21 protein-coding genes and 1 pseudogene are annotated in these 20,010 nt (G+C 73.2%); 12 read left to right on the forward strand and 10 right to left on the reverse strand.

Annotated elements, in window-relative coordinates:
- Positions 1–22: 22 nt before the first annotated feature.
- Together J7E94_RS08720 and glnII are read right to left on the reverse strand one after the other, a co-directional pair.
- Positions 23–418: pseudogene (locus tag J7E94_RS08720) on the reverse strand (winged helix family transcriptional regulator); the annotation flags it as partial.
- A gap of 505 nt (positions 419–923) precedes the next feature.
- A complete protein-coding gene (gene glnII / locus J7E94_RS08725; RefSeq protein ID WP_215013814.1) occupies positions 924–1,973 on the reverse strand; it encodes a glutamine synthetase in 1,050 nt (349 codons plus the stop codon).
- Between the two features lie 223 nt (positions 1,974–2,196).
- Between glnII and J7E94_RS08730 the strand changes: the two genes are divergently transcribed.
- Positions 2,197–3,150, forward strand: coding sequence for a Gfo/Idh/MocA family protein (locus tag J7E94_RS08730; RefSeq protein WP_374224413.1), 954 nt, complete (start codon positions 2,197–2,199; stop codon positions 3,148–3,150).
- A 4-nt stretch (positions 3,151–3,154) separates the two neighbouring features.
- Here J7E94_RS08730 and J7E94_RS08735 read toward each other — a convergent pair whose 3' ends face one another.
- Positions 3,155–3,709 carry a hypothetical protein gene (locus tag J7E94_RS08735; protein ID WP_308344733.1) on the reverse strand — a complete coding sequence of 185 codons (555 nt, stop codon included), beginning with the start codon at positions 3,707–3,709 and terminating at the stop codon, positions 3,155–3,157.
- A 414-nt stretch (positions 3,710–4,123) separates the two neighbouring features.
- A complete protein-coding gene (locus J7E94_RS08740; RefSeq protein ID WP_215013815.1) occupies positions 4,124–4,720 on the reverse strand; it encodes a DUF2867 domain-containing protein in 597 nt (198 codons plus the stop codon).
- 82 nt (positions 4,721–4,802) lie between these two features.
- On the opposite strand from J7E94_RS08740, the gene J7E94_RS08745 reads away from it, so the two are divergent.
- On the forward strand, positions 4,803–5,360 hold the full coding sequence (locus J7E94_RS08745; RefSeq protein WP_215013816.1) for a TetR/AcrR family transcriptional regulator: 558 nt from the start codon (positions 4,803–4,805) through the stop codon (positions 5,358–5,360).
- A gap of 185 nt (positions 5,361–5,545) precedes the next feature.
- Here J7E94_RS08745 and J7E94_RS08750 read toward each other — a convergent pair whose 3' ends face one another.
- A complete protein-coding gene (locus J7E94_RS08750; RefSeq protein WP_251056362.1) occupies positions 5,546–7,189 on the reverse strand; it encodes a PLP-dependent aminotransferase family protein in 1,644 nt (547 codons plus the stop codon).
- Complete coding sequence (locus J7E94_RS08755) at positions 7,186–7,647, reverse strand: MarR family transcriptional regulator (RefSeq protein WP_308344734.1); 462 nt, start codon at positions 7,645–7,647, stop codon at positions 7,186–7,188. Before J7E94_RS08755 ends, J7E94_RS08750 begins: the two co-directional genes overlap by 4 nt.
- A gap of 136 nt (positions 7,648–7,783) precedes the next feature.
- On the opposite strand from J7E94_RS08755, the gene J7E94_RS08760 reads away from it, so the two are divergent.
- Positions 7,784–8,707 (forward strand): alpha/beta hydrolase, encoded by a 924-nt coding sequence (locus tag J7E94_RS08760; protein ID WP_308344736.1) that lies wholly within the window; start codon positions 7,784–7,786, stop codon positions 8,705–8,707.
- On the opposite strand, the gene J7E94_RS08765 is transcribed toward J7E94_RS08760, so the two are convergent.
- Entirely contained in the window at positions 8,704–9,075 is a 372-nt protein-coding gene (locus J7E94_RS08765; RefSeq protein ID WP_215013821.1) for an ArsC/Spx/MgsR family protein, read from the reverse strand. The two genes, J7E94_RS08760 and J7E94_RS08765, sit on opposite strands and share 4 nt — an antisense overlap.
- Positions 9,076–9,240: 165 nt before the next feature.
- On the opposite strand from J7E94_RS08765, the gene J7E94_RS08770 reads away from it, so the two are divergent.
- Positions 9,241–9,492, forward strand: coding sequence for a hypothetical protein (locus J7E94_RS08770; RefSeq protein ID WP_215013822.1), 252 nt, complete (start codon positions 9,241–9,243; stop codon positions 9,490–9,492).
- A gap of 50 nt (positions 9,493–9,542) precedes the next feature.
- Here J7E94_RS08770 and J7E94_RS08775 read toward each other — a convergent pair whose 3' ends face one another.
- Positions 9,543–10,622 (reverse strand): PP2C family protein-serine/threonine phosphatase, encoded by a 1,080-nt coding sequence (locus J7E94_RS08775; protein ID WP_215013823.1) that lies wholly within the window; start codon positions 10,620–10,622, stop codon positions 9,543–9,545.
- A gap of 89 nt (positions 10,623–10,711) precedes the next feature.
- Here J7E94_RS08775 and J7E94_RS08780 point away from each other — a divergent pair, with 89 nt between their 5' ends.
- The 3 genes from J7E94_RS08780 (at position 10,712) to J7E94_RS08790 (ending at position 14,126) form a co-directional block, all read left to right on the forward strand.
- Positions 10,712–11,470: a VIT family protein gene (locus J7E94_RS08780; RefSeq protein ID WP_215013824.1), complete on the forward strand. Its 759-nt coding sequence runs from the start codon at positions 10,712–10,714 to the stop codon at positions 11,468–11,470.
- A gap of 345 nt (positions 11,471–11,815) precedes the next feature.
- Complete coding sequence (locus J7E94_RS08785; protein WP_215013825.1) at positions 11,816–12,712, forward strand: TIGR01777 family oxidoreductase; 897 nt, start codon at positions 11,816–11,818, stop codon at positions 12,710–12,712.
- Positions 12,713–12,878: 166 nt separating this feature from the next.
- Complete coding sequence (locus J7E94_RS08790) at positions 12,879–14,126, forward strand: FAD-dependent oxidoreductase (protein WP_215013826.1); 1,248 nt, start codon at positions 12,879–12,881, stop codon at positions 14,124–14,126.
- Positions 14,127–14,255: 129 nt separating this feature from the next.
- On the opposite strand, the gene J7E94_RS08795 is transcribed toward J7E94_RS08790, so the two are convergent.
- The gene (locus tag J7E94_RS08795) at positions 14,256–15,707 is read right to left on the reverse strand and encodes a regulator (protein WP_215013827.1); all 1,452 of its coding nucleotides are present in this window, start codon (positions 15,705–15,707) and stop codon (positions 14,256–14,258) included.
- Between the two features lie 173 nt (positions 15,708–15,880).
- Here J7E94_RS08795 and J7E94_RS08800 point away from each other — a divergent pair, with 173 nt between their 5' ends.
- From J7E94_RS08800 to J7E94_RS08820, 5 genes are all read left to right on the forward strand, one after another.
- Positions 15,881–16,201, forward strand: coding sequence for a hypothetical protein (locus J7E94_RS08800; protein WP_251056363.1), 321 nt, complete (start codon positions 15,881–15,883; stop codon positions 16,199–16,201).
- Positions 16,202–16,244: 43 nt separating this feature from the next.
- Positions 16,245–17,057 carry a lipoyl(octanoyl) transferase LipB gene (gene lipB / locus J7E94_RS08805; RefSeq protein ID WP_215013829.1) on the forward strand — a complete coding sequence of 271 codons (813 nt, stop codon included), beginning with the start codon at positions 16,245–16,247 and terminating at the stop codon, positions 17,055–17,057.
- A gap of 109 nt (positions 17,058–17,166) precedes the next feature.
- Positions 17,167–18,120: a lipoyl synthase gene (gene lipA, locus J7E94_RS08810; RefSeq protein ID WP_215013831.1), complete on the forward strand. Its 954-nt coding sequence runs from the start codon at positions 17,167–17,169 to the stop codon at positions 18,118–18,120.
- Between the two features lie 285 nt (positions 18,121–18,405).
- On the forward strand, positions 18,406–18,603 hold the full coding sequence (locus J7E94_RS08815) for a hypothetical protein (protein WP_215013833.1): 198 nt from the start codon (positions 18,406–18,408) through the stop codon (positions 18,601–18,603).
- 10 nt (positions 18,604–18,613) lie between these two features.
- On the forward strand, positions 18,614–19,312 hold the full coding sequence (locus J7E94_RS08820) for a DUF4191 domain-containing protein (RefSeq protein ID WP_215013835.1): 699 nt from the start codon (positions 18,614–18,616) through the stop codon (positions 19,310–19,312).
- A 97-nt stretch (positions 19,313–19,409) separates the two neighbouring features.
- Here the strand turns inward: J7E94_RS08820 and J7E94_RS08825 are convergent, their stop codons facing one another.
- On the reverse strand, positions 19,410–19,880 hold the full coding sequence (locus J7E94_RS08825; RefSeq protein WP_215013837.1) for an RDD family protein: 471 nt from the start codon (positions 19,878–19,880) through the stop codon (positions 19,410–19,412).
- Positions 19,881–20,010 lie beyond the last annotated feature (130 nt).

Genomic DNA, 20,010 nt, shown 5'->3' on the forward strand with positions numbered 1-20,010 from the left:
GCACCATTTGCCGGTCGGTCTAAGTCAGGTCGAGTACCTGTCCGTCGACCTCGGCGGTGCGCTGCGCCGAGTTGATGCGGACCAGCGCGTCGCCCGCGGTGGCCGGGGCCTCGGCGGCCGGCGCGGCCGGTGGGGCCGACGGTCCGGGGGCGGCCACCGCCTGCGGGGCGAAGGTGATCGGCGGCTGCTGGTCGGCCGGCACCAGGACCAGGTAGCCGACCATCGGCGGGTGGCCCGGCAGGGCCGGCAGGGTGTGCTGGGGCGCGGGCAGCCAGGTGGCGCCGGGCGGGAGCAGCTCCACGACCCGGGCCACCTCGTCCCGGTCCACGGCCCGCAGCCGGTGGCGCGGACTGGGAGGGAAGGCCAGGGGAGAGGTCGCAGAGGAGTTGGCAGAAGTGAGGGTACGGGTGGTCGCCATGAGTGGTCAGCTCTTTCACGCGGAGGGTCGGCAGGAGACGTACGTACGTGCGTCATCGATGTCGTACCGCGCAGACCGAAGGCCTCGGGGAAGGTCAGGTGGGAGGTCCCGGAGGCTTTAGAGGGCCGGCGCGTTCTTCGCGCGGCAACACACCCGGTCGAAATCGTGATCCTGACGGGACGGCCAGAACGGCTCGAGGTCGCTGCGACCTGACGAGGTGTGCGAATGGCTGGCCATGGCCTCATTCAAGCAGATGTGCGCCGCTCGGGGCAGACCCCGTCTCAATGCATGGAGCGGAATCTCAAATTCCGCGATCAAGCCGTCGTCAGACTGTCGCAATCCCGACATACCATCAGCCGTCCAGTTGCCCACGCCACTCCATTTCGACGCCCCGTATCGCATCGTGGGCCGGTCCGTCCCACCGACAGCACGGCGCCCGCCCTCCCCGGAGGGAGAACGGGCGCCGCGGGTGCCGATCAGGGCCCAGGGTGCCAGGGGGCCGGTGTCAGACCAGGCCGTCCTTCTTCAGGGCCGTGCAGCAGGTGTCCGTGATGAGGCGGGTCACCACGTACGGGTCCACGTTCGCGTTCGGGCGGCGGTCCTCGATGTAGCCCTTGCCGTCCTTCTCCACCTGCCACGGGATGCGGACCGAGGCGCCGCGGTCCGAGACGCCGTAGCTGAACTCGTTCCACGGGGCGGTCTCGTGCAGACCCGTCAGGCGCTCGTCGATGCCGGCGCCGTAGTTCTTCACGTGGTCCAGCGGCTTGCTGCCCTCGCCGAGCGACTCGCACGCGGAGATGATCGCGCGGTAGACCTCGCGCATCGCCTTCGTCGAGAAGTTGGTGTGCGCGCCCGCGCCGTTCCAGTCGCCCTTCACCGGCTTCGGGTTCAGCGTCGCCGACACGTTGAAGTCCTCGGCGGTGCGGTAGAGCAGCCAGCGCGCGATCCACAGCTGGTCCGAGACCTCCAGCGGGCCGACCGGGCCGACCTGGAACTCCCACTGGCCGGGCATGACCTCGGCGTTGATGCCGGAGATGCTCAGGCCCGCCGCGAGGCAGTGGTCCAGGTGCTTCTCGACGATGGCACGGCCGAAGATCTCGTCCGAGCCGACACCGCAGTAGTAGCCGCCCTGCGCCGCCGGGAAGCCGTTCACCGGGAAGCCGAGCGGGCGGGAGCCGTCGAAGAAGGTGTACTCCTGCTCGATGCCGAAGATCGGCTCCTGCTCCGCGAACTCCTCGGCGATCGGACGCAGCAGCGCGCGGGTGTTCGACTCGTGCGGGGTCATGTCGATGTTCATGACCTCGCACAGGACCAGGACGTTGTCCCCGCCGCGGATCGGGTCCGGGCAGGAGAAGACCGGCTGCAGTACGCGGTCGGAGGCGTGGCCCTCGGCCTGGTTCGTGCTCGATCCGTCGAAGCCCCAGATCGGCAGCGCGTCGCCTCCCCCAGAGCCTTCGGCCTGGGAGGGGCCCCCAGCCAGGATCTTCGTCTTGGAGCGAAGCTTCGCCGTCGGCTCGGTGCCGTCGATCCAGATGTACTCAGCCTTGTAGCTCACGGGCCCCATCCTCAGACTCTGCGGGTGCTGCTGGTCGCTGCTTCATCGCTGCGGTGTCACCGCAGCGTGCCCCGCCGCGATTTCCCATCCGTTGCCCGTGTGTGAACCCCGTGTTACCGACGTTTACGCCGCAGGCGGGGTGGGTTGTGCGGGCCGGCAGCGGGTCGGCGGCGGAGCGTCCGTCCGGGTGGGGCAGACTGGTCAGGTGAGCATTTTGTCTGATGTGACTTCCGCCGGAGACCCCGCCGAGAGCGCCCTCGAGAGTGCCGCCCAACAGGTCCCCGCAGGCCTCCGACCCCGGATCGGCCTGCTGGGCACCGGCCCCTGGGCGCACCGTACGCATGCCCCCGCGCTGGCCGCGCACTCCGGCTCCGAGTTCGCCGGAGTGTGGGGCCGCCGGCCCGAAGCCGCGGCCGAGCTGGCGGGCGAGTACGGCGTGAAGGTGTACGAAGACCCCGACGCGCTGTTCGCCGACTGTGACGTCGTGGCCTTCGCCCTGCCCCCGGATGTCCAGGCCCCGCTCGCCGTGCGCGCGGCCGCCGCCGGCTGCCACCTGCTGCTCGACAAGCCCGTCGCGACGACCGTCGAGGACGCCCGGGCCGTCGCCGAAGCCGTGGCGCGCCACGAGGTCGCCTCCGTCGTCTTCCTCACCCTGCGCTTCGCCGAGCCCACGGCCGGGTGGGTCGCCGAACAGGCCGGGCGCTCCGGCTGGTTCACCGCCTCCGCGCACTGGCTCGGCGCCGTCTTCCCGCCCGACGGCACGCCCAGCGCGTACGCCGACTCGCCCTGGCGCAAGACCAAGGGCGGGCTGTGGGACGTCGGCCCGCACGCGCTCTCCGTACTGATCCCGATCCTCGGCGACGTCACCGCAGTCAGTGCCACCCGGGGCCCGTCCGACGTGGTCCAGCTGGCCCTGCGACACGCCTCCGGCGCGGCCAGCACCGCCGTACTCAGCCTGGGCGCCCCGCAGGCGGCCGCCGGGGTGGGCCTGGAACTGCGCGGCACCGAGGGGGTCCACGCGCTGCCCGGCTGGAGCGATGTCCCGGGCGCCTACGGGCGCGCCCTGGACGCACTGCTCACTGCCGCCCGGACGGGGGTGCCGGATCCGCGGGGGGCGGAGTTCGGGGCTCGGCTGACGGAGCTTTTGGCGAAGGCGGAGGGGCAGCTGGCGGGGTGAGGGGCTACTTGATGACGGCGTTCGCCACGATGATCGCCAGGCCGATCGTGGTGTCGGCCAGGCCGATGAGCAGCGCGGAGCTGAGCCGGTAGCCGACCCGGATCGCCACGAAGGAACCCCAGGCGAAGAGCAGCGCGGTGTTCAGGCCGAGGCCGACGGCGGTGACCCCGTACGGGTCCCAGCCGGCGAGCCCCGCGATGACCAGCAGCAGGACGGTGGGCAGGGTGGCCGCGATCATGGGCCACTCGTTCCACAGCGCCCGGGTCAGCAGTCGCCACAGATGGCGGGCCGGGCCCCGCTGGTGGGTGGTCATGTGGTGCGAGTACCCGTGCGCGAGTGCGGCGGTGGCCGCCGTGACGAGCACCCAGCTGGCGTCGTAGAACGGCGTGTAGTCCTCGCCGTTCTGATGCAGCGCGGCCAGCAGCCCACTGGCCAGCACCGTCCCGTACACCCCGCCGAACATCCAGTCGGCCCCGCGCCGGGGCGGCGGAAGCGAGGGCCCGCCGGTGGCGGGCCGCGACGGGTGCTGCGGCTGCGGCTGCTGCGGCTGCTCGTTCACGGTGGGTCCCTTTGGTGCGGTACGTCCTGATTTGCTACTCGGGCCACCTTACGTGGGGGGAGCGTGGGGATGAGATGAAGAGCGGCGCTTGCGCCTGGGCGGGGTCTTGATGCTGCGCTCACCGTCGCTGGTGAGCGGGGCCCGAGCGGCTCGGAACCGGTGAGGGTTTGGGGGCCCACCACCCAAGCCGGGCGGCGATGGAGGCACGGGCGCCAGGCATACCTCCGCCCGGGCCCGAATTCATCAGACTCCGGACGGGGTGGGGCTCTACCTGCACCAGACAGCGGCGAGAAGCCCCTCCGAGGCCACGCGCGCGTCAGATCGCCACGCGCTCCTCACGTCTCGGCGTCCGCGGACCGTCCGGGGCTCATCGACGCCGGTCGCGGTGGCCGAGGCCGTCCATGGAGGGAGGGGTCAGCCCGCGGTTCTTTCGGTGGAGTTCGCTTGCCACTCGCGGCCGATTCCCCGAATCAGTGCCGGGTAGACCCCGAGGTACCTGAAGGGCTTGATGGCTGCCATGTATACGGCGCCGAGGCGGCCGTTCGGCTTGACCAGGACGGCCATCTGGCCGCGGTAGCCGCCGGTTCCGTCGGGGACCCAGCCGATGTGCATGAGCCCGTGCACCGTTCGGTTGCCCATCTCGGCCACCCACTCGTCGTGGGTCTGGTAGACGGAGGTGAAAGGGACCGCGCCGAGGTCGGCACCCCGGGGGCCCTCGCGGAGGTCCTCCGGCAGTCGATTGCGGAGCGAGTGCACACGGGTGCCGACCCCGGCGTCGGTCTTGTCCCAGCCGAAGAGTTTGCCCAGCTTCCAGCGGATCGCGAAGAGCATGCGCGGAATCGGGGCGGAGAGGGGTTCCCCGGTGCCGTGGGTGAACTGGTCCACCAGTCGCGCGAGGTCGTCGGGACCGCCTGGTGTCGGGAGTGCCCACACGTCCTCGACTTGGAAGTCGCCGGCGATCTCGTGGATCCGCCAGGGACGGGAGGTGTGCGCGGTTATGGGGAGTCTCATCTGGTGCCCCTATCTATACGATGCCGTATAGATCAAAGCTAGCACCGTCTATACGGCACCGTATAGACGAGGGAGGTACATCATGGGCGTGACGCGGACGCCTCGCGGCAAGTGGATCGAGGAGGGCCTCAGGGCCCTGGCCGCCGGGGGCCCTGAGGCCGTGCGGATCGAGCCGCTGGCGCAGGCGCTCGGCGTCAGCAAGGGCGGCTTCTACGGGTACTTCGACAACCGGGGCGCGCTGCTCACGGAGATGCTCGACACCTGGGAGCGCGGGGTCACCGAGTCGGTGATCGAACAGGTCGAAGGCGGCGGGGGAGACGCGAGGGCCAAGCTGGAGCGCCTCTTCGCGATCGCCTCGTCCGCCGACGGCCCGACGACGGGCGTCGCGGCCGACCTCGCGATCCGCGACTGGGCACGGCGCGACGAAGACGTCGCACAGCGCCTCCGGCGCTGCGACAACCGCCGCATGGACTACCTGCGTTCCCTCTTCCGCTCCTTCTGTCCCGACGAGGACGAAGTCGAGGTCCGCTGCATGCTCGCCTTCTCCCTCCGGATCGGCTACCACTTCATCGCCGCCGACCACCCCGGCCGTTCCCGCGCCGAGGTCATGGCGCTGACCAGGCAGTGGCTCCTCCGCTAGCCTCCGCCCACTTGGATGCCCCCTACCGCCCCCGACGGTCCGCAGGCGCTGAGACGTGAGGAGCGCGTACCGATCTGACGCGCACGCCGCTCCGGACGGGCTTCTGGCCGGTGTTCGGTGCAGGTCGGGCTGCCGGGTGCCCGCGCCGCGGCGCTGCCCGGCTTGGGTGGTGGGCCTTGGCCGGCCTAGGGAACTGAACAGTCGCTCCCTGACGGGCCCGTGTGCACCCCCCGCGCCACCTCCCCCAATACCTCCATGGCCCTGGCGAAGGCCGCGTTCGGGGGTGCCGCGTAGCCCACCACCAGGCCCTCGCGGGGTGGGCCGGGTGCGGCGGGGTGGTGGTAGGAGGAGAGGCCGTCCAGGGCGAGGCCGGCCGCGTGGGCCGCACTCAAGGCCCGGGCCTCGCGGCCCGGGGGGAGCTCCACCACCGCGTGCAGGCCCGCCGAGATGCCCGTCACCCGGACCTGCGGGGCGCGGGCCGCCAGTACGGAGACCAGCTGGTCGCGGCGGTCCCGGTAGCGGCGGCGCATCCGGCGCACGTGCCGGTCGTAGCCGCCGCACTCGATGAAGTCGGCCAGCGCCAGCTGGTCCAGCGCGCTCGCCCAGGACTCGTGGAGCCCCTTCGCCGCCAGGACGGGATCGACCAGGTGGTCCGGGAGGACCAGCCAGCCGAGCCGCAGCGCCGGCGACAGGCTTTTGCTGAGCGAGCCCGCGTACACCACCTGGTCGGGAGCCAGGCCCTGCACGGCACCGACCGGCTTGCGGTCGTAACGGAACTCCCCGTCGTAGTCGTCCTCCACGATCAGTCCGCCGACGCTGCGCGCCCACTCCACGGCGGCGGCGCGCCGCGCCGGCAGCAGGCGGCCGCCGGTCGGGAACTGGTGCGCCGGGGTGAGGAGCAGGGTGCGTGCCCGGCCCGCGACTGCGTCGGTCCGGGCGCCGTCCTCGTCGACGGGGACGGGATGCGGGCGGACCCCGGCGGCTTGGAGGATTCCGTGGTGGAAGGGGAGTCCGTACGCCTCGACGGCCCAGTCCCGCGGGCGGATCGAGGCGAGGAGGCGCAGGCCGTTGGCGAAGCCGGAGCAGATCACGATGTTCTCCGGGCCGGTACGCACGCCCCGTGCCCGGGACAGATAGCCGGCCAGCGCCCGCCGCAGCTCCGGCCGGCCCTGCGGATCGCCGGGGCCGAAGGCCTCGGTGGGCGCCTCGGCGAGGGCCCGCCGGGCGCTGGCGGCCCAGGGGCCGCGCGGGAAGGAGGCCGGGTCGGGCTCGCCCTGGAGGAGGTCGAGGCGGGGGCCTTCGGGGTCGGGCCCGGCCGGTGCGGCGGGTGCGGCGGCCGCGGTCGCTGCCCCTTCCGCGACCCGGGTTCCGGAGCCCTGGCGGGCGGTGAACCAGCCCTCGGCGACCAGTTCGGCGTACGCGTCGGCGACGGCGCTGCGGGCCAGCCCGAGGTCGGCGGCCAGCGTCCGGTAGGGCGGCAGCCGGGTCCCGCCCGCCAGCCGGCCGCTCTGTACGGCGCCGCGCAGGGCCTGCGCCAGGGCGGTCCGCCGGGCGCCTTCGGCGGAGAGTTCCAGGTGCAGGTCGGAACCGGAACCGGAACCGGAACCGGAACCGGAACCGGAACCGGAACCGGAACCGGAGCCGGATCCGGAGTCCGAGTCCGAGTCCGAGTCCGAGTCCGAGTCCGAGTCCGAGTCCGAGTCCGAGTCCGAGTCCGAGCCGGCGCAGGCGCCCGCGCCGGAGTCGAAGCGAAAGCCGGAGCCCGCCCGGGAGCCCGCCCCCGCCCCGGAACCCACGCCCCCGCCGCTGCCCAAGTCAGGAAACGTCATGGGCCCGGCTCCCCGGCGAAGATGGTGTGGGCGGCCGTCAGGAAGCGGTGGACCGTCTCCCGTTCAGCGGGGTCGAAGGAGTCCAGCACCCGTAGCAGCCCGTCGATCAGGGGGCCGAAGAACTCGCGGCCGAGGCGGATCGCCTCCGGCTCCACGCGCAGCAGGATGCGGCGGCGGTCGCGGGCGTCGCGGACCCGCGCCACGTGGCCGAGCCGCTCAAGCCGGTCGATCACGGCGGTGGTGCCCGCGGAGTTGAGGCCGAGTCGGGTACCGAGCAAGCCCGCCGTGGCCGACTCGCCGGCGCGGGCCGCGTCCAGCAGACAGATCAAGGCCCGTACGTCGGTGGGGTGCATGTCGTTGCGTGAGGCGAACTCAGCCTGGCGCAGCCCGAATTCGACGGTCACCGCCCGCAGTAGGTGCACCAGGTGCAGATGGTCGGGTTCCCGGTTGTCGTGCACATCGCCTCCGCCTAATATCCCTCGCTGAGCGAGATTATCGTCTGGCGAGACATAGGAGCCAGCCATGCCGGTCAGTCCAGCGGACCCGGCCAACTCGGCCGATCCAGCCGATCCAGCCAACCCAGCCAACCCAGCCGTGCCGGCGCAGCCAGCGCAGCCGACGGGGCCGGCCACCTCCCCGACGGCATCCTTCCGGGCCGCCTACGACGCCGCCCTGGGGCACTGGCCAGGGCCGGTCGAGGCCGTCGAGTTGCCCACCCCGTACGGCGTCACCCGCGTCAACAGCTGCGGCCCGGCGGGCGCGCCGCCGCTGGTCCTGCTTCCCGGCGGCGGGGCCACCTCCACCGTGTGGGGGGCCTGCGCCGCGGCCGGGCTCGCCCGGGGCCACCGCGTGCACGCCGTCGACCTGGTGGGGGATCCGGGGCTCAGTGTCCCCGCGGCGGGGCGGCCGGTACGGACCACCGGGGACCTCGTCGGCTGGCTCGACGCGGTGCTGGACTCCCTCGCAGGGGGAGCCGGCGGCCCCGGCCGGCAGGCCGTCACCCTCGGCGGGCACTCGTACGGGGCCTGGATCGCCGCCCATTACGCCGCTCATTGCGCGACCCGGGACGCCACCCGCGACGCCACCCGGCTCGACCGCCTCGTCCTGCTCGACCCGACCCAGGTCTTCACCGGACTCCGCCCCGGCTACGTGCTGCGCGCGCTGCCCATGCTGGTACGGCCCACCCCGCGCCGGATCCGGTCCTTCCTGGCGTGGGAGACCGGCGGTGCCGCGCTGGACCCGGCCTGGCTGCGGCTCCAGGACGAGACCGCCGGCTTCCCCACCGTCCGACCGGTCACCGGCCCGCGCCCCGGCCTCGCCGGGCCGGCCGGGCTCGGGGAACTGCCGGTGCACGTCCTGTTCGCCGAGCGCGCCCGCTGCCACGACTCCGCCCGCGCGGCCCGGGCCGCGGCCGCCGCGCTGCCGGGCGCGCGCATCGACGTACTCCCCGGGGTCTCGCACCACGCGCTGCCGCTGTTGGCGGCCGAGGAGATCGCCCGGCGGCTGGTCCTCGACTAGCCCTTGCGCGACAGGGCGTCGCGGACGGCCTCCTCGGAGCGCGCGACAACGGCCGTGCCGTCCTCGGCGGTGATGATCGGGCGCTGGATCAGCTTCGGGTGCGCGGCCAGGTGGGCGATCCAGCGGGCCCGCGCCGCGTCGGTCTCCTCGCGCGGCAGTTCCCGTACGCCCGTCTCCTTGGCCAGCGGGTCCGAGGTGCGCGTGATGTCCCAGGGCTCCAGCCCGAGGCGGCCGAGCACCTCGCGGATCTCGTCCTCGGAGGGCACGTCCTCCAGGTAGCGGCGCACGGTGTAGTCGGCGCCCTCCGCGTCCAGCAGGGTCAGCGCGCTGCGGCACTTGGAACAGGCGGGATTGATCCAGATCTCCATGGCCCCCAGCCTATCCAGAGACGGTCCTGAGCCGGTCCGGCAGTTGGTCTCGGAGTTGGTCTCGGAGCCGGTCCCAAGTCGGTCTGGCCAGGGGGTTCTGTCAGTGGTCCCCGGTAAAATCGAGGGAGAACGACAGGAAGCCAACTACCGTTTGGGAGGCTGTAGATGGCCACTGCCACCACCATCCAGCACGTCAAGAAGAAGCCGCTGCCGGCGGGCCTGCCCCGCGAGTGGTACGAGAGCCACAACCGCCGTCTGAAGGCGATGCGCCTGGCGATATCCCTGCTCGACTCGGGGACGTATGACGCCCGGCGCGCCACCAACCGGAAGATCCGGACGATGGCCGTCCGGACGGGGATCCACCGGCCGTCCAATGTCACCTGCAAGATGGTGCGCACGTTCATCCAGGAGGCGTGACAGCCGGTCACCACCCACTCCGTGCCGGCCGCAGGACCGGCACGGAGTGGTCATCCGTCCAGGCGGAGCAGCAGCAGGGCCACGTCGTCGCGCGGGCCGCCGCCCGTGAAGGCCGCCAGGTCCCGCCACACCGACTCGACCAGGCCCGCCGGATCCGTCGCCAGTACGGGCACCCGCGCGGCCAGCGGATAGAAATGCCCCGCCGCGTCCCGGGCCTCGGTCACCCCGTCGGTGTGCAGCAGGAACCGGTCCCCGGGCCGCACCGGCAGCTCCGCCACCGTCGACGGCAGCTGCCCCGCCAGCCCCAGGCCCAGCGGCGGACCCGGCTCCACGGCGACCTCCTCGACCTGCGGCCCGCGCAGGTGCAGGGCGGGCGGGTGCCCGCACGACACGATCCGTACGAGGTCCAGCCCGGGCGGGAACTCCATCAGCACCGCCGTCGTGAACAGTTCGGGGTGCTCCACGGACGCGGCGGCGGCGTCCGCCGTCAGCCGCCGGTCCAGCCGGGCCGCGACCGCCGACAGCTCCGCGTCGTCGAGCACCGCCTCGCGGAAGGCCCCGAGCAGCGCCGCCACGGTGGCGACCGCCGCCAGGCCGTGCCCCTGTACGTCGCCGACCAGCGCCCGCACCCCGTACGGCCCCGCCCGCACGTCGTACAGGTCCCCGCCGACCAGGGTGCCGCGCTGGGCCGCCCGGTAGAGGCCGGAGCAGGCCACCGGACCCACCCGTTCCGGTACTGGGGGGAGGACCGCCAGCTGCGCCGCCTCCGCCACCGTCCGTACGCTGACCAGTTGCGCGTCCCGGCGCCGTCGGACCCAGGCGATCACCACGCTCAGCAGCCCGACCGTGGCCACCGTGGCCAGGTCAGTGCCCCGGGCGTGGGAGATGCCGAGGCTGGGCACGCCCAGCAGGAGGAGCACGACGGCGGCGAAGAACGCGGTTCCGGCCGCCCCGTACGCGAAGGCGGCCACCGGCGGCAGACCGGCGAGGAAGTAGCCGAGCTCCACGTCGCCGGGGGTGAGGTCCTGGGCGAGGACCAGCACCACGAGGGCCACCGCGGGCGCGAACCGGGCCCAGCGCGGTGGCGGCTCCCCGCGCAGCCAGCCTGGCTCCCCGCGTCCGCGTCTCACCCCTCCACCCTGGTACGGGGGCCGGGACCGCGCACCCTGGACCGCTCCGCCGGGTGGCCCCGTAGGGCCGGTGCCACGACAGTGGTGGCGTGACGGTAAACGAAGACTCCGGCGAGGGCCCGGCCCCGGCCGCCGCCCCGACGCAGGCGCACCTCGAGGCCCACGGGGGCGGCGGGGCGGACATCAGCACGCGGCTGAACTGGCTGCGGGCGGGGGTGCTCGGGGCCAACGACGGGATCATCTCCACGGCCGGCCTGGTGGTCGGCGTGGCCGGGGCCACCACCTCGCGCTCGGCGATCCTGGCGGCGGGTGTGGCCGGACTGCTGGCGGGCTCGCTGTCCATGGCGGCGGGGGAGTACGTGTCGGTCAGCTCCCAGCGGGATTCGGAACGGGCGGCGCTGGATCTGGAGCGGCGGGAACTGGCCGAGGAGCCGGAAGCGGAGCTGGAGGAGCTCACCGAGCTGCTGATGGGGCGGGGACTGAGCCGGCCGCTGGCGCGGGAGGCGGCCGAACAGCTGACGGAGCGCGACGCGCTGCGGGCTCACGCCCGGGTGGAGCTGGGAATCGACCCCGACGAGCTGGCCAATCCGTGGCATGCGGCGCTGGCCAGCCTGGTCGCCTTCACGGTGGGGGCGCTGCTGCCGCTGCTGGCGATCGTGCTGCCGGGGCCGTCGGAGCGGGTGCCGGTGACGGTGGGGGCGGTGCTGGCGGCGCTCACGCTGTGCGGGGTGCTCAGCGCACGGCTGGGCGGAGCCCCTGCGCTCCGCGCGGTCGGCCGCAACGTGGTCGGGGGCGCCCTGGCCATGGCCGTCACCTACGCGGTGGGCACCTGGCTCGGCACAACCTGACCCCCGGGGCTCTGCCCCGCCCCTCAATCGCCGGCGAGGCTGAGTTTGGCTCAAGCGTCGGCGGGCGGCGAGTGGCTGCGGCCGGGCTGGTGCCGCGCGCCAGAGCCGGGCTCCGCCCGGTCCCGGGGCTCCGCCCCGGACCCCGCGCCTCAAACGCCGGCGCGGCTGAAATTGCGCTCCGCGCAATCCGGCCCCCGGCATCCAGCCCCCGGCGAATGTGCCCGCCACCGGTCCCGCAGGGTGCCGGGCGCGGGGCCGGGGCCGGTGGGCGCAGGCACGGGGCGGCGCGTACCGGAGCGGACCCGATTCGGCCGAGCGGGCGCAGCGACCCGGCAGGATGGGGGCATGCGTATCGCAGTCACCGGTTCCAGCGGGCTCATCGGCAGTGCCCTCGTGCGGTCCCTCCGGGGGGACGGGCACGAGGTGGTGCGGTTCGTGCGGGGGGCGCCCGCCGGGGCGGACGAGGCGCGGTGGGATCCCGCCGGGGGGTACGTCGATGCCGGCGCGCTGGCCGGCTGCGGGGCCGTCGTGCATCTGGCCGGGGCCGGGGTCGGGGACCACCGGTGGACGGCCGCGTACAAGAAGGAGATCCGCGACAGCCGGGTCCTCGGCACGGCCGCGATGGCCCGGGCGCTCGCCGCGCTGGAGCAGCCGCCGCAGGTGTTCGTCGTCGGGTCCGCCGTCGGGTACTACGGCGACGCCGGCGACCGGGCCCTCGACGAGGACTCCCCGGCAGGGGACGGCTTCCTCGCAGAGGTCTGCGTCGAGTGGGAGGCGGCCGCGGAGCCGGCCCGCGCGGCCGGGATCCGTACCGCCTTCGCCCGTACCGGCCTGGTCGTCGCCCGCGACGGCGGGGCCTGGGGCAGGATGTTCCCGCTCTTCCGCGCCGGCCTCGGCGGCCGGCTCGGCAACGGCCGCCAGTACTGGCCGTACATCTCCCTGCGCGATGAGATCGCGGCCCTGCGCCACATCATCGACACCCCCTCCGTCTCCGGCCCGGTCAACCTCACCGGCCCCGAGCCGCTGACCAACCGCCAGATCACGGCGGCCATGGCCCGCGTACTGCACCGGCCCGCGGTGCTGCCCGTGCCGGCGGCGGCCCTGCGCATCGTGCTCGGGGAGTTCGCCTCGGACGTGCTGGGCAGTCAACGGGCCCGCCCCACCCGGCTGCTGGAGTCGGGCTTCGTCTTCCAGGACCCCGGCGTCGAGCAGGCCATCCGGGCTTCCCTCCGTACCGGATAGCGGACCGTGCGACCGGCGTGCGACCGTCGTGCGACCGTTTGTGAGCCGGATGCGACCGCTGTGCGACCGGAGATGACCGCAATACCCCAACCAACTTGGGTTCCCCTGGAGCCCGTTAGGGGAAGGAGGACCCCCACACAGCCGCGCCGACCTCGGGGAGGGGCACGTGCTCAATGCGGACGTCGTCATCGTAGGAGCCGGAGTCTCAGGACTCGCGGCCGCGCACCACCTGATCGCAGCGGGGGTCGCGGTCACCGTTCTGGAGGCCGCCGACGACCCCGGCGGCCGGATGGCCACCGTCTCGGCCGACGGATTCCGGCTGGACCGGATCGGCCAGCTGCTCAACACCTCGTACACGGAACTCGGCCGGACCCCCGGCCTGTCCGCCCTGCCCCTGCGCCCCTTCGCGCCCGGGGTCCTGGTCCACACCGAGGGCAGACACCTCCGGGCCGGGGCCCTCACCCCGGCCCGCGCCCTGGCCAGCGGCTCCCTCGACCAGGCTCGGCTCAGCGCCGCGCTGGGGCGGCTCGCCGCCCTGCCCGAGGAACGCCTGCTCGCCCGGCCCGAGCGCACCGCGCTCGCCGCCCTGCGCTCCCGCGGCCTGCCCCCGCGCACGATCAACGGAGTGCTCCGGCCGCTGCTCGCCGCCCTGCTCCGCGACCCGGAGCTCACCACCTCCAGCCGGGTCGCCGACCTCGCCCTGCGCGGCTTCGCCCGCGGCCGCCTCGCCGTGCCCGAAGGCGGCGCGGCGGCCCTGCCCGAGCTCCTCGCCGCCGGGCTGCCGCCCGGCACCGTCCGCACCGGGGTCCGGGTCCGGTCGGTGGCGACCAACCTGGTCACCACCGAGGAGCACGGCGACTTCGGCTGCCGCTCCGTCCTCCTGGCCACCGGCGCCCGCGCCGCCGCCGGGCTCCTGCCCGGCCTGCGCGTGCCCGGCTTCCACGAGGTCACCGTCCTGCACCACGCCACCGCCGCACCCCTGACCTGGGACGGCTCGCTGCTCCTCGACGCGGACCCCAAGTGGCCCGTCTCCCACACCACCGTCATGAGCGCCGTCGACCCGACGCGGGCCCCGGCCGGCCGGAGCCTGGTCACCACCACCGTCCTCGGCCCGCCGCCATCCCCGCGTACGGTCGCCTCGCGCCTCGCCCGCCTCTACGACACCGCCACCCGCGACTGGGAGCTGCTGGCCGTCCACCACACCCCGGAGGCCGTCCCCGCCATGCCCCCGCCCCACGACCTGCGGCGTCCGGTGCGCGTCCTGGCCGGGCTGTACGTGTGCGGGGACCACCGGGACACCAATACCGTCCAGGGCGCCCTGCGTTCCGCCCGCCGCGCCACCACCGCCGTCCTGCGCGACTTCGGCATCCCGCTCCCGGCAGCCCCGGCGCCGGCCCTTCCGGTGGCTGCCTGAGAACCACCCACGACACAGGGGCCCGGTCCAGACGCACCGGACCGGGCCCCGGCTCAGGACGGGCCGCCGCGCCCCGCGGCACCCCGGGTCACGACAGGGCCGCCACCCGGCGCCCCGCGGCACCCCGGGTCACGACAGGGCCGCCACCCGGTCCCGGTAGGTCCGCACCGCCGAGGCGTCCCGGTACGGCTCCAGCCGCCGCTCGAAGTCCCGTACGTACTCCACCGCACGCACCGACCGCATCTCCATCGCCTGCTGCGCCGCCTCCGCGCCCAGCGCGCACGCCTGGTCCAGCTCGCCCAGCCCCAGCCGCGCCGTGGCCAGCACCACCCGGCAGAACAGCCGCGACCGCGCGTACCCCGGCGCCCGCAGCTGCAAGGACCGCTCCGCGTGCTGCGCCGAGGCCCGGTACTGCTGGAGGTCCCGGTGGCAGTGCCCGAACTCGTCCGCCAGCTGCGCCTCGTCGAAGAACCGGGCCCAGTGCGGTACGTCGTCCCCCGGCCGGGCCGCGCCCAGCGCCCGCTCGGCCCGCACCAGCGAGGCCGTCGACGCCCGCACCTCGCCGAGGACCGCGTGGCCGCGTGCCTCCGCCGAGTGCAGCAGGGCCTGCACCACCGGCGGGGGACCGGAGCCGACGCCCTGCTGGGCCACGCGCGCCAGCTGCACCGCCTCCCGGCCGTGGCCCAGGTAGACCGCCTGCCGACTCATCGTGACCAGCACGTAGGACCCGTACGGCCGATCGCCCGCCGCCTGCGCGAGGCGCAGCGCCTGCACGAAGTACCGCTGGGCCAGCCCGTGGGCGGCGATGTCGTACGAGGTCCAGCCGGCGAGCCGGGTCAGGTCGGCGGCGGCGGAGAACAGCCGGCGCCCGGTGGTTTCCCCGTAGGTCCCGCGGAGCATCGGCTCGGCCTCGTGCTCCAGGTAGCGCACCAGGGCCTGGCGGGCGTGGCCGCCGCCGTAGGCGTGGTCCAGGGTGCGGAACAGCTCGCTCACCGAGCGCAGCGCCGCGATGTCCCCGCCCGTCACGCGCTGCCCGGGTCCCCGGTCGATCTGCCGCTGGCGGGGCACCGAGGCCCGCCCCTGCACGGGGACGCGGGCGGCGTCCGACGGTGTCACCGGGTGGGCGCCGCGCCCCACCCGCTCGTCGGCCCGCCCGATGAGCCAGTCCCGGCTGGGCACGACCAGCCCGGCCGGGGTGAAGGCGATCTTCCGCAGCTCGGCGGGGGAGCCGGAGTCCTTGCGCCACAGCCCGCTCGCGATGTCCACGGCCTCCTCCGGGGTGGCCGCGAACTCCAGCCCCGCGTACACGGGCGCGCAGGCGTCCAGCCCCAGGTCCTGCGCGGAGAGCCGCCGCCCCAGCCGCCGGGTGAAGACCTCGGCGATCAGCGCCGGCGTCGTCCCGCGCGGCTGCTGCCCGCGCAGCCACCGGGTCACGGAGGTCTTGTCGTACCGCAGATCGAGACCGTGCTCCAGGCCGAGCTGGTCGACGCGGCGGGCGAGCCCGGCGTTGGAGAATCCGGCTTCCGCGATCAGCACCGCGAGCTGCCGGTTGGGGACGCGCTGGGCAGGTCGTTCCGTCATCGGCTCCACGGTTTCCTGACGCGACGGACCGGAGTCCCGGCCCTGTGAACGGCGTGAATGTAGCGGCGAACACCCCTCTCGCCGCCCTCTCTGTCCCACATTCATCCGATCGTGTGCAGAATCGGCAGGACCCTTTACGGATTGACCCCCTCCGTCGGCGTAACCTGCCGCACATGACGCGCCGGCCCCACGGGCCGCACCTCCCCGAGGAGCGGCCCGAATCCACCGCTCCGCTGCCCCCGCCCGAACTGACGGAGGCCGAGTGCCGGCGGTGCGGCACCTACATCGCGGGGCTCGACGGTCGGTACGCCTGCGGGGTGTGCGGCTGGGTCAACGACCACTCGGAGGGCCACCGGCGGCTGCCGCGCGAGGATGAGGACCCGGACCGGCCGCCGAAGGGCCGGCGCCGGCCGAAGCAGCTCCCCTGGCCCCCGCCCCAGCCCGCGCCCGAGCCCCCGGGGGGACCCCGGGAGGGGCCGCCGTACCCTTGCTGAGTGCGATACGTGCACACGGCAGGTTCAACGAGGAGGCGCTGCGGTGACTGAGCTCCGGTTTGTGCATCTGGGCTTCGGGCCGGAATTCGTCGAGTACACCGAGGCCTGGGAAGAGCAGCGCCGGGTGCACGCCGCCCGCTTCGCGGACGAGATCGAGGACACCTGCCTGCTGCTGGAGCACCAGCCCGTCTACACGGCCGGCCGGCGCACCGACCCGAGCGAGCGCCCGCTCGACGGCACGCCCGTCGTCGACGTGGACCGCGGCGGCAAGATCACCTGGCACGGCCCGGGCCAGCTGGTCGGCTACCCGATCATGAAGCTGCCACGCCCGGTGGACGTGGTCGCCCACGTCCGCCGCCTGGAGGACGCTCTGATCCGCACGGCCGCCGAGTTCGGCGTGGAGACCACCCGCGTCGAGGGCCGCTCCGGGGTGTGGGTGCTGGGCGACCCCGTCGAGGAGCGCCCGAAGATCGGCGGCCTCTCCCTCGACTTCGACCCCCGGATGCACGACGACGAGTTCGACGCCCGGCTGAACGGCCCCGAGTACGCCCCGTCCAACGCCGGCCAGCGCCGCGAGGACCGCAAGCTGGCCGCGATCGGCATCCGCGTGGCCAAGGGCGTCACCATGCACGGCTTCGCGATCAACGTGAACCCGGACAGCACCTGGTTCGACCGGATCATCCCCTGCGGGATCCGGGACGCCGGTGTGACCTCGCTCTCGTACGAGCTGGGCCGCGAGGTCACCATCGCCGAGGTGATGCCCGTCATCGAACGGCACCTGAAGGACGTACTGGAACACGCGGAGCTGCGGCCCCGCGAGATCGAGCGGGAGACGGAGCAGGTGGCGGGCGCCTAGCGGGCGGGGAATGCCTCCGGTCCCCCGCAGGTTGGCCGACGTAAGAACGTATGAAATTACGGGCGTACCCTGGTGGGCGCCGAAGAATCAAAGTCACAGGGAGCCGGTCGTGTCCGCAGTCGCACCCGACGGACGCAAGATGCTGCGCCTGGAGGTCCGGAACAGCCAGACCCCCATCGAGCGCAAGCCCGAGTGGATCAAGACCCGGGCGAAGATGGGTCCCGAGTACACCAAGATGCAGGCCCTGGTGAAGGGCGAAGGACTGCACACGGTCTGCCAGGAAGCCGGTTGTCCGAACATCTACGAATGCTGGGAGGACCGCGAGGCCACCTTCCTCATCGGTGGCGACCAGTGCACCCGGCGCTGTGACTTCTGCCAGATCGACACGGGCAAGCCCGAGGCCCTGGACCGGGACGAGCCGCGCCGTGTCGGCGAGTCCGTGGTGACCATGGACCTGAACTACGCCACCATCACCGGTGTCGCGCGCGACGACCTGGCCGACGGCGGCGCCTGGCTGTACGCGGAGACCGTGCGCCAGATCCACCAGCAGACGGCGGGCCGCGAGAGCGGCCACACCAAGGTCGAGCTGCTGGCGCCCGACTTCAACGCGGTGCCGGAGCTGCTGGAGGAGGTCTTCGCCTCCCGCCCCGAGGTCTTCGCGCACAACGTCGAGACGGTCCCGCGGATCTTCAAGCGGATCCGCCCCGGCTTCCGCTACGAGCGCTCCCTCGAAGTGATCACCAAGGCGCGCGCCTACGGCCTGGTCACCAAGTCGAACCTGATCCTCGGCATGGGGGAGGAGCGCGAGGAGGTCTCGCAGGCCCTGAAGGACCTGCACGAGGCCGGCTGCGAGCTCATCACCATCACCCAGTACCTGCGCCCCTCGCCGCGGCACCACCCCGTCGAGCGCTGGGTGAAGCCGGCCGAGTTCGTGGAGCTGGCGAAGGAGGCCGAGGACATCGGCTTCTCCGGTGTGATGTCCGGTCCGCTGGTCCGCTCCTCGTACCGCGCCGGCCGCCTCTACCAGCAGGCGATGGAGAAGCGCAGCCGAGCTGGAGCGTAGGTCGGGGGTCCGGGGAAGCGCGCGACCGTCTGGCGCGGCGCGACCGGCACCTCCGTGTGACGCGCGCTACCACACGGACTGTGTGAACTCACGCACAAAGTACTACCAACGGGTAACACCGCATCGGCGCGGCCCCTAGGCTCTTTCCAGGAGAGCCCGGTGGGCCGCGTATATGTTTCATCACGTTTGACCGCCCGGCCATGCGCTGGTAACACCAATCAGTGACGCTGGATCCACGCACCGCAACCGCACCGCCGACGTGAGTTCCGTGAAAGGGTCGACACCATGCAGGCCGCGCCCGTACGCGCCATCGCCATTCCGTCCCTGTCCGACGCCTTCCGGGGCATCGAGTCGCTGCTCATGAGCGGGGCCCGCCGCAACGCCTGGACGGCGGTGCTCGAGGACCGCCGCCGGGCCAAGGACCGGGTCGAAACCGAACACGTACTTGAGGCCGCGGCGACCCGGACCCCGCAGGCCACGTAAACTTCGCCCTATGGCGAGGAAGTCAAACGCAGAGACTGCTGCGAACCCCGGGCGACTGAAGCAGATCGCCCTGACCTACAAGATGACGCGCAAGGCCGACCCGAAGGTCGGTCTGATCGTCGCGGGCGTGGGAATCGTCACCTTCGGTGTCTTTCTTGCGATCGGCTTCCTGATCGGCCACCAGTTCTACCTGGGCATCCTGGGCTTCCTGGTGGCGTTCCTCGCGATGGCGATCGTCTTCGGACGACGGGCCGAGCGGGCTGCCTTCGGGCAGATGGAGGGACAGCCGGGCGCGGCCGCGGCCGTACTGGACAACGTGGGACGGGGCTGGACGACCACCCCGGCCGTCGCGATGACCCGGCAGCAGGACATCGTCCACCGTGCCGTGGGCAAGGCCGGCGTCGTGCTGATCGCCGAGGGCAACCCGAACCGCGTGAAGCCCCTGCTCGGGAACGAGAAGAAGAAGCTGGCCCGGATCATGCCGGACGTGCCGGTGCACGACTTCATCGTGGGTACGGGCGAGGGCGAGGTGCCGCTCAAGAAGGTGCGCACCACCCTGCTCAAGCTGCCGCGCGTGCTGGCCGGCCCGCAGATCACCGAGGTCAACGACAAGCTGCGTGCCATGGGTGATCTCATGAGCAACATGCCGCTGCCAAAGGGCCCGATGCCCAAAAGCATGCGGATGCCGCGCGGCGGAAAGATGCGCTGACCCGCTCACCTGATTTTCGTATACGACGCAGGGGCGCCCCCGAACCGAGCGGTTCGGGGGGCGCCCCTGCGTCGTACTGCGCGTCGTACTTCCGTGCCTAGATGCGGACCTGGACGGCGCGTGCCAGCCGGTCGTGGAGCCCGCGGCCGTCCCGGTCCCGGACCAGGGCGGGGATGAGCAGGGCCAGCAGGAGCGTGCGCAGCAGCACGCGGCCGATGCCGAGGCGGCTGCCGTCCTCCGAGAGCACCCGGAGGCCCACGATCCGCTTGCCGGGGGTAAAGCCCACGGTGCCGACCGTCAGGAGGGTCAGGGCCAGGAAGAGGACGTAGGTCCAGTCGGCCAGCGCGTTCATGTCGCCACCGCCCGTGATCAGGCCGTAGGCAATCACCTCGCAGCTGATCCAGTCGAGGGCGATGGCGCCCAGGCGCCGCCCGAACCGGGCCATCGAGCCGCGCCCCTGCTGGGGCATACCGAGCCGCCGGCCCGGGTAGCCGAAGTCGATGCCCATGTCCTCGGCGGCCGCGCGGGGGCCGGAGAGCCAGGATCCGAGTGCTTGCCTGTTGTCCACCCGACCACGGTACCGGTGGCGTCTCGCGACCTTCGGACGGGACCCTGGTTAACTTGTGCGAAACAAATGGGTCATGCTTGAGAAATCCCGTCTGCTTATGGTCGGGTCAGCGTGCGGCACCGCACTGACG

Source organism: Streptomyces sp. ISL-94 (assembly GCF_018614075.1).
Lineage (GTDB): Bacteria > Actinomycetota > Actinomycetes > Streptomycetales > Streptomycetaceae > Streptomyces.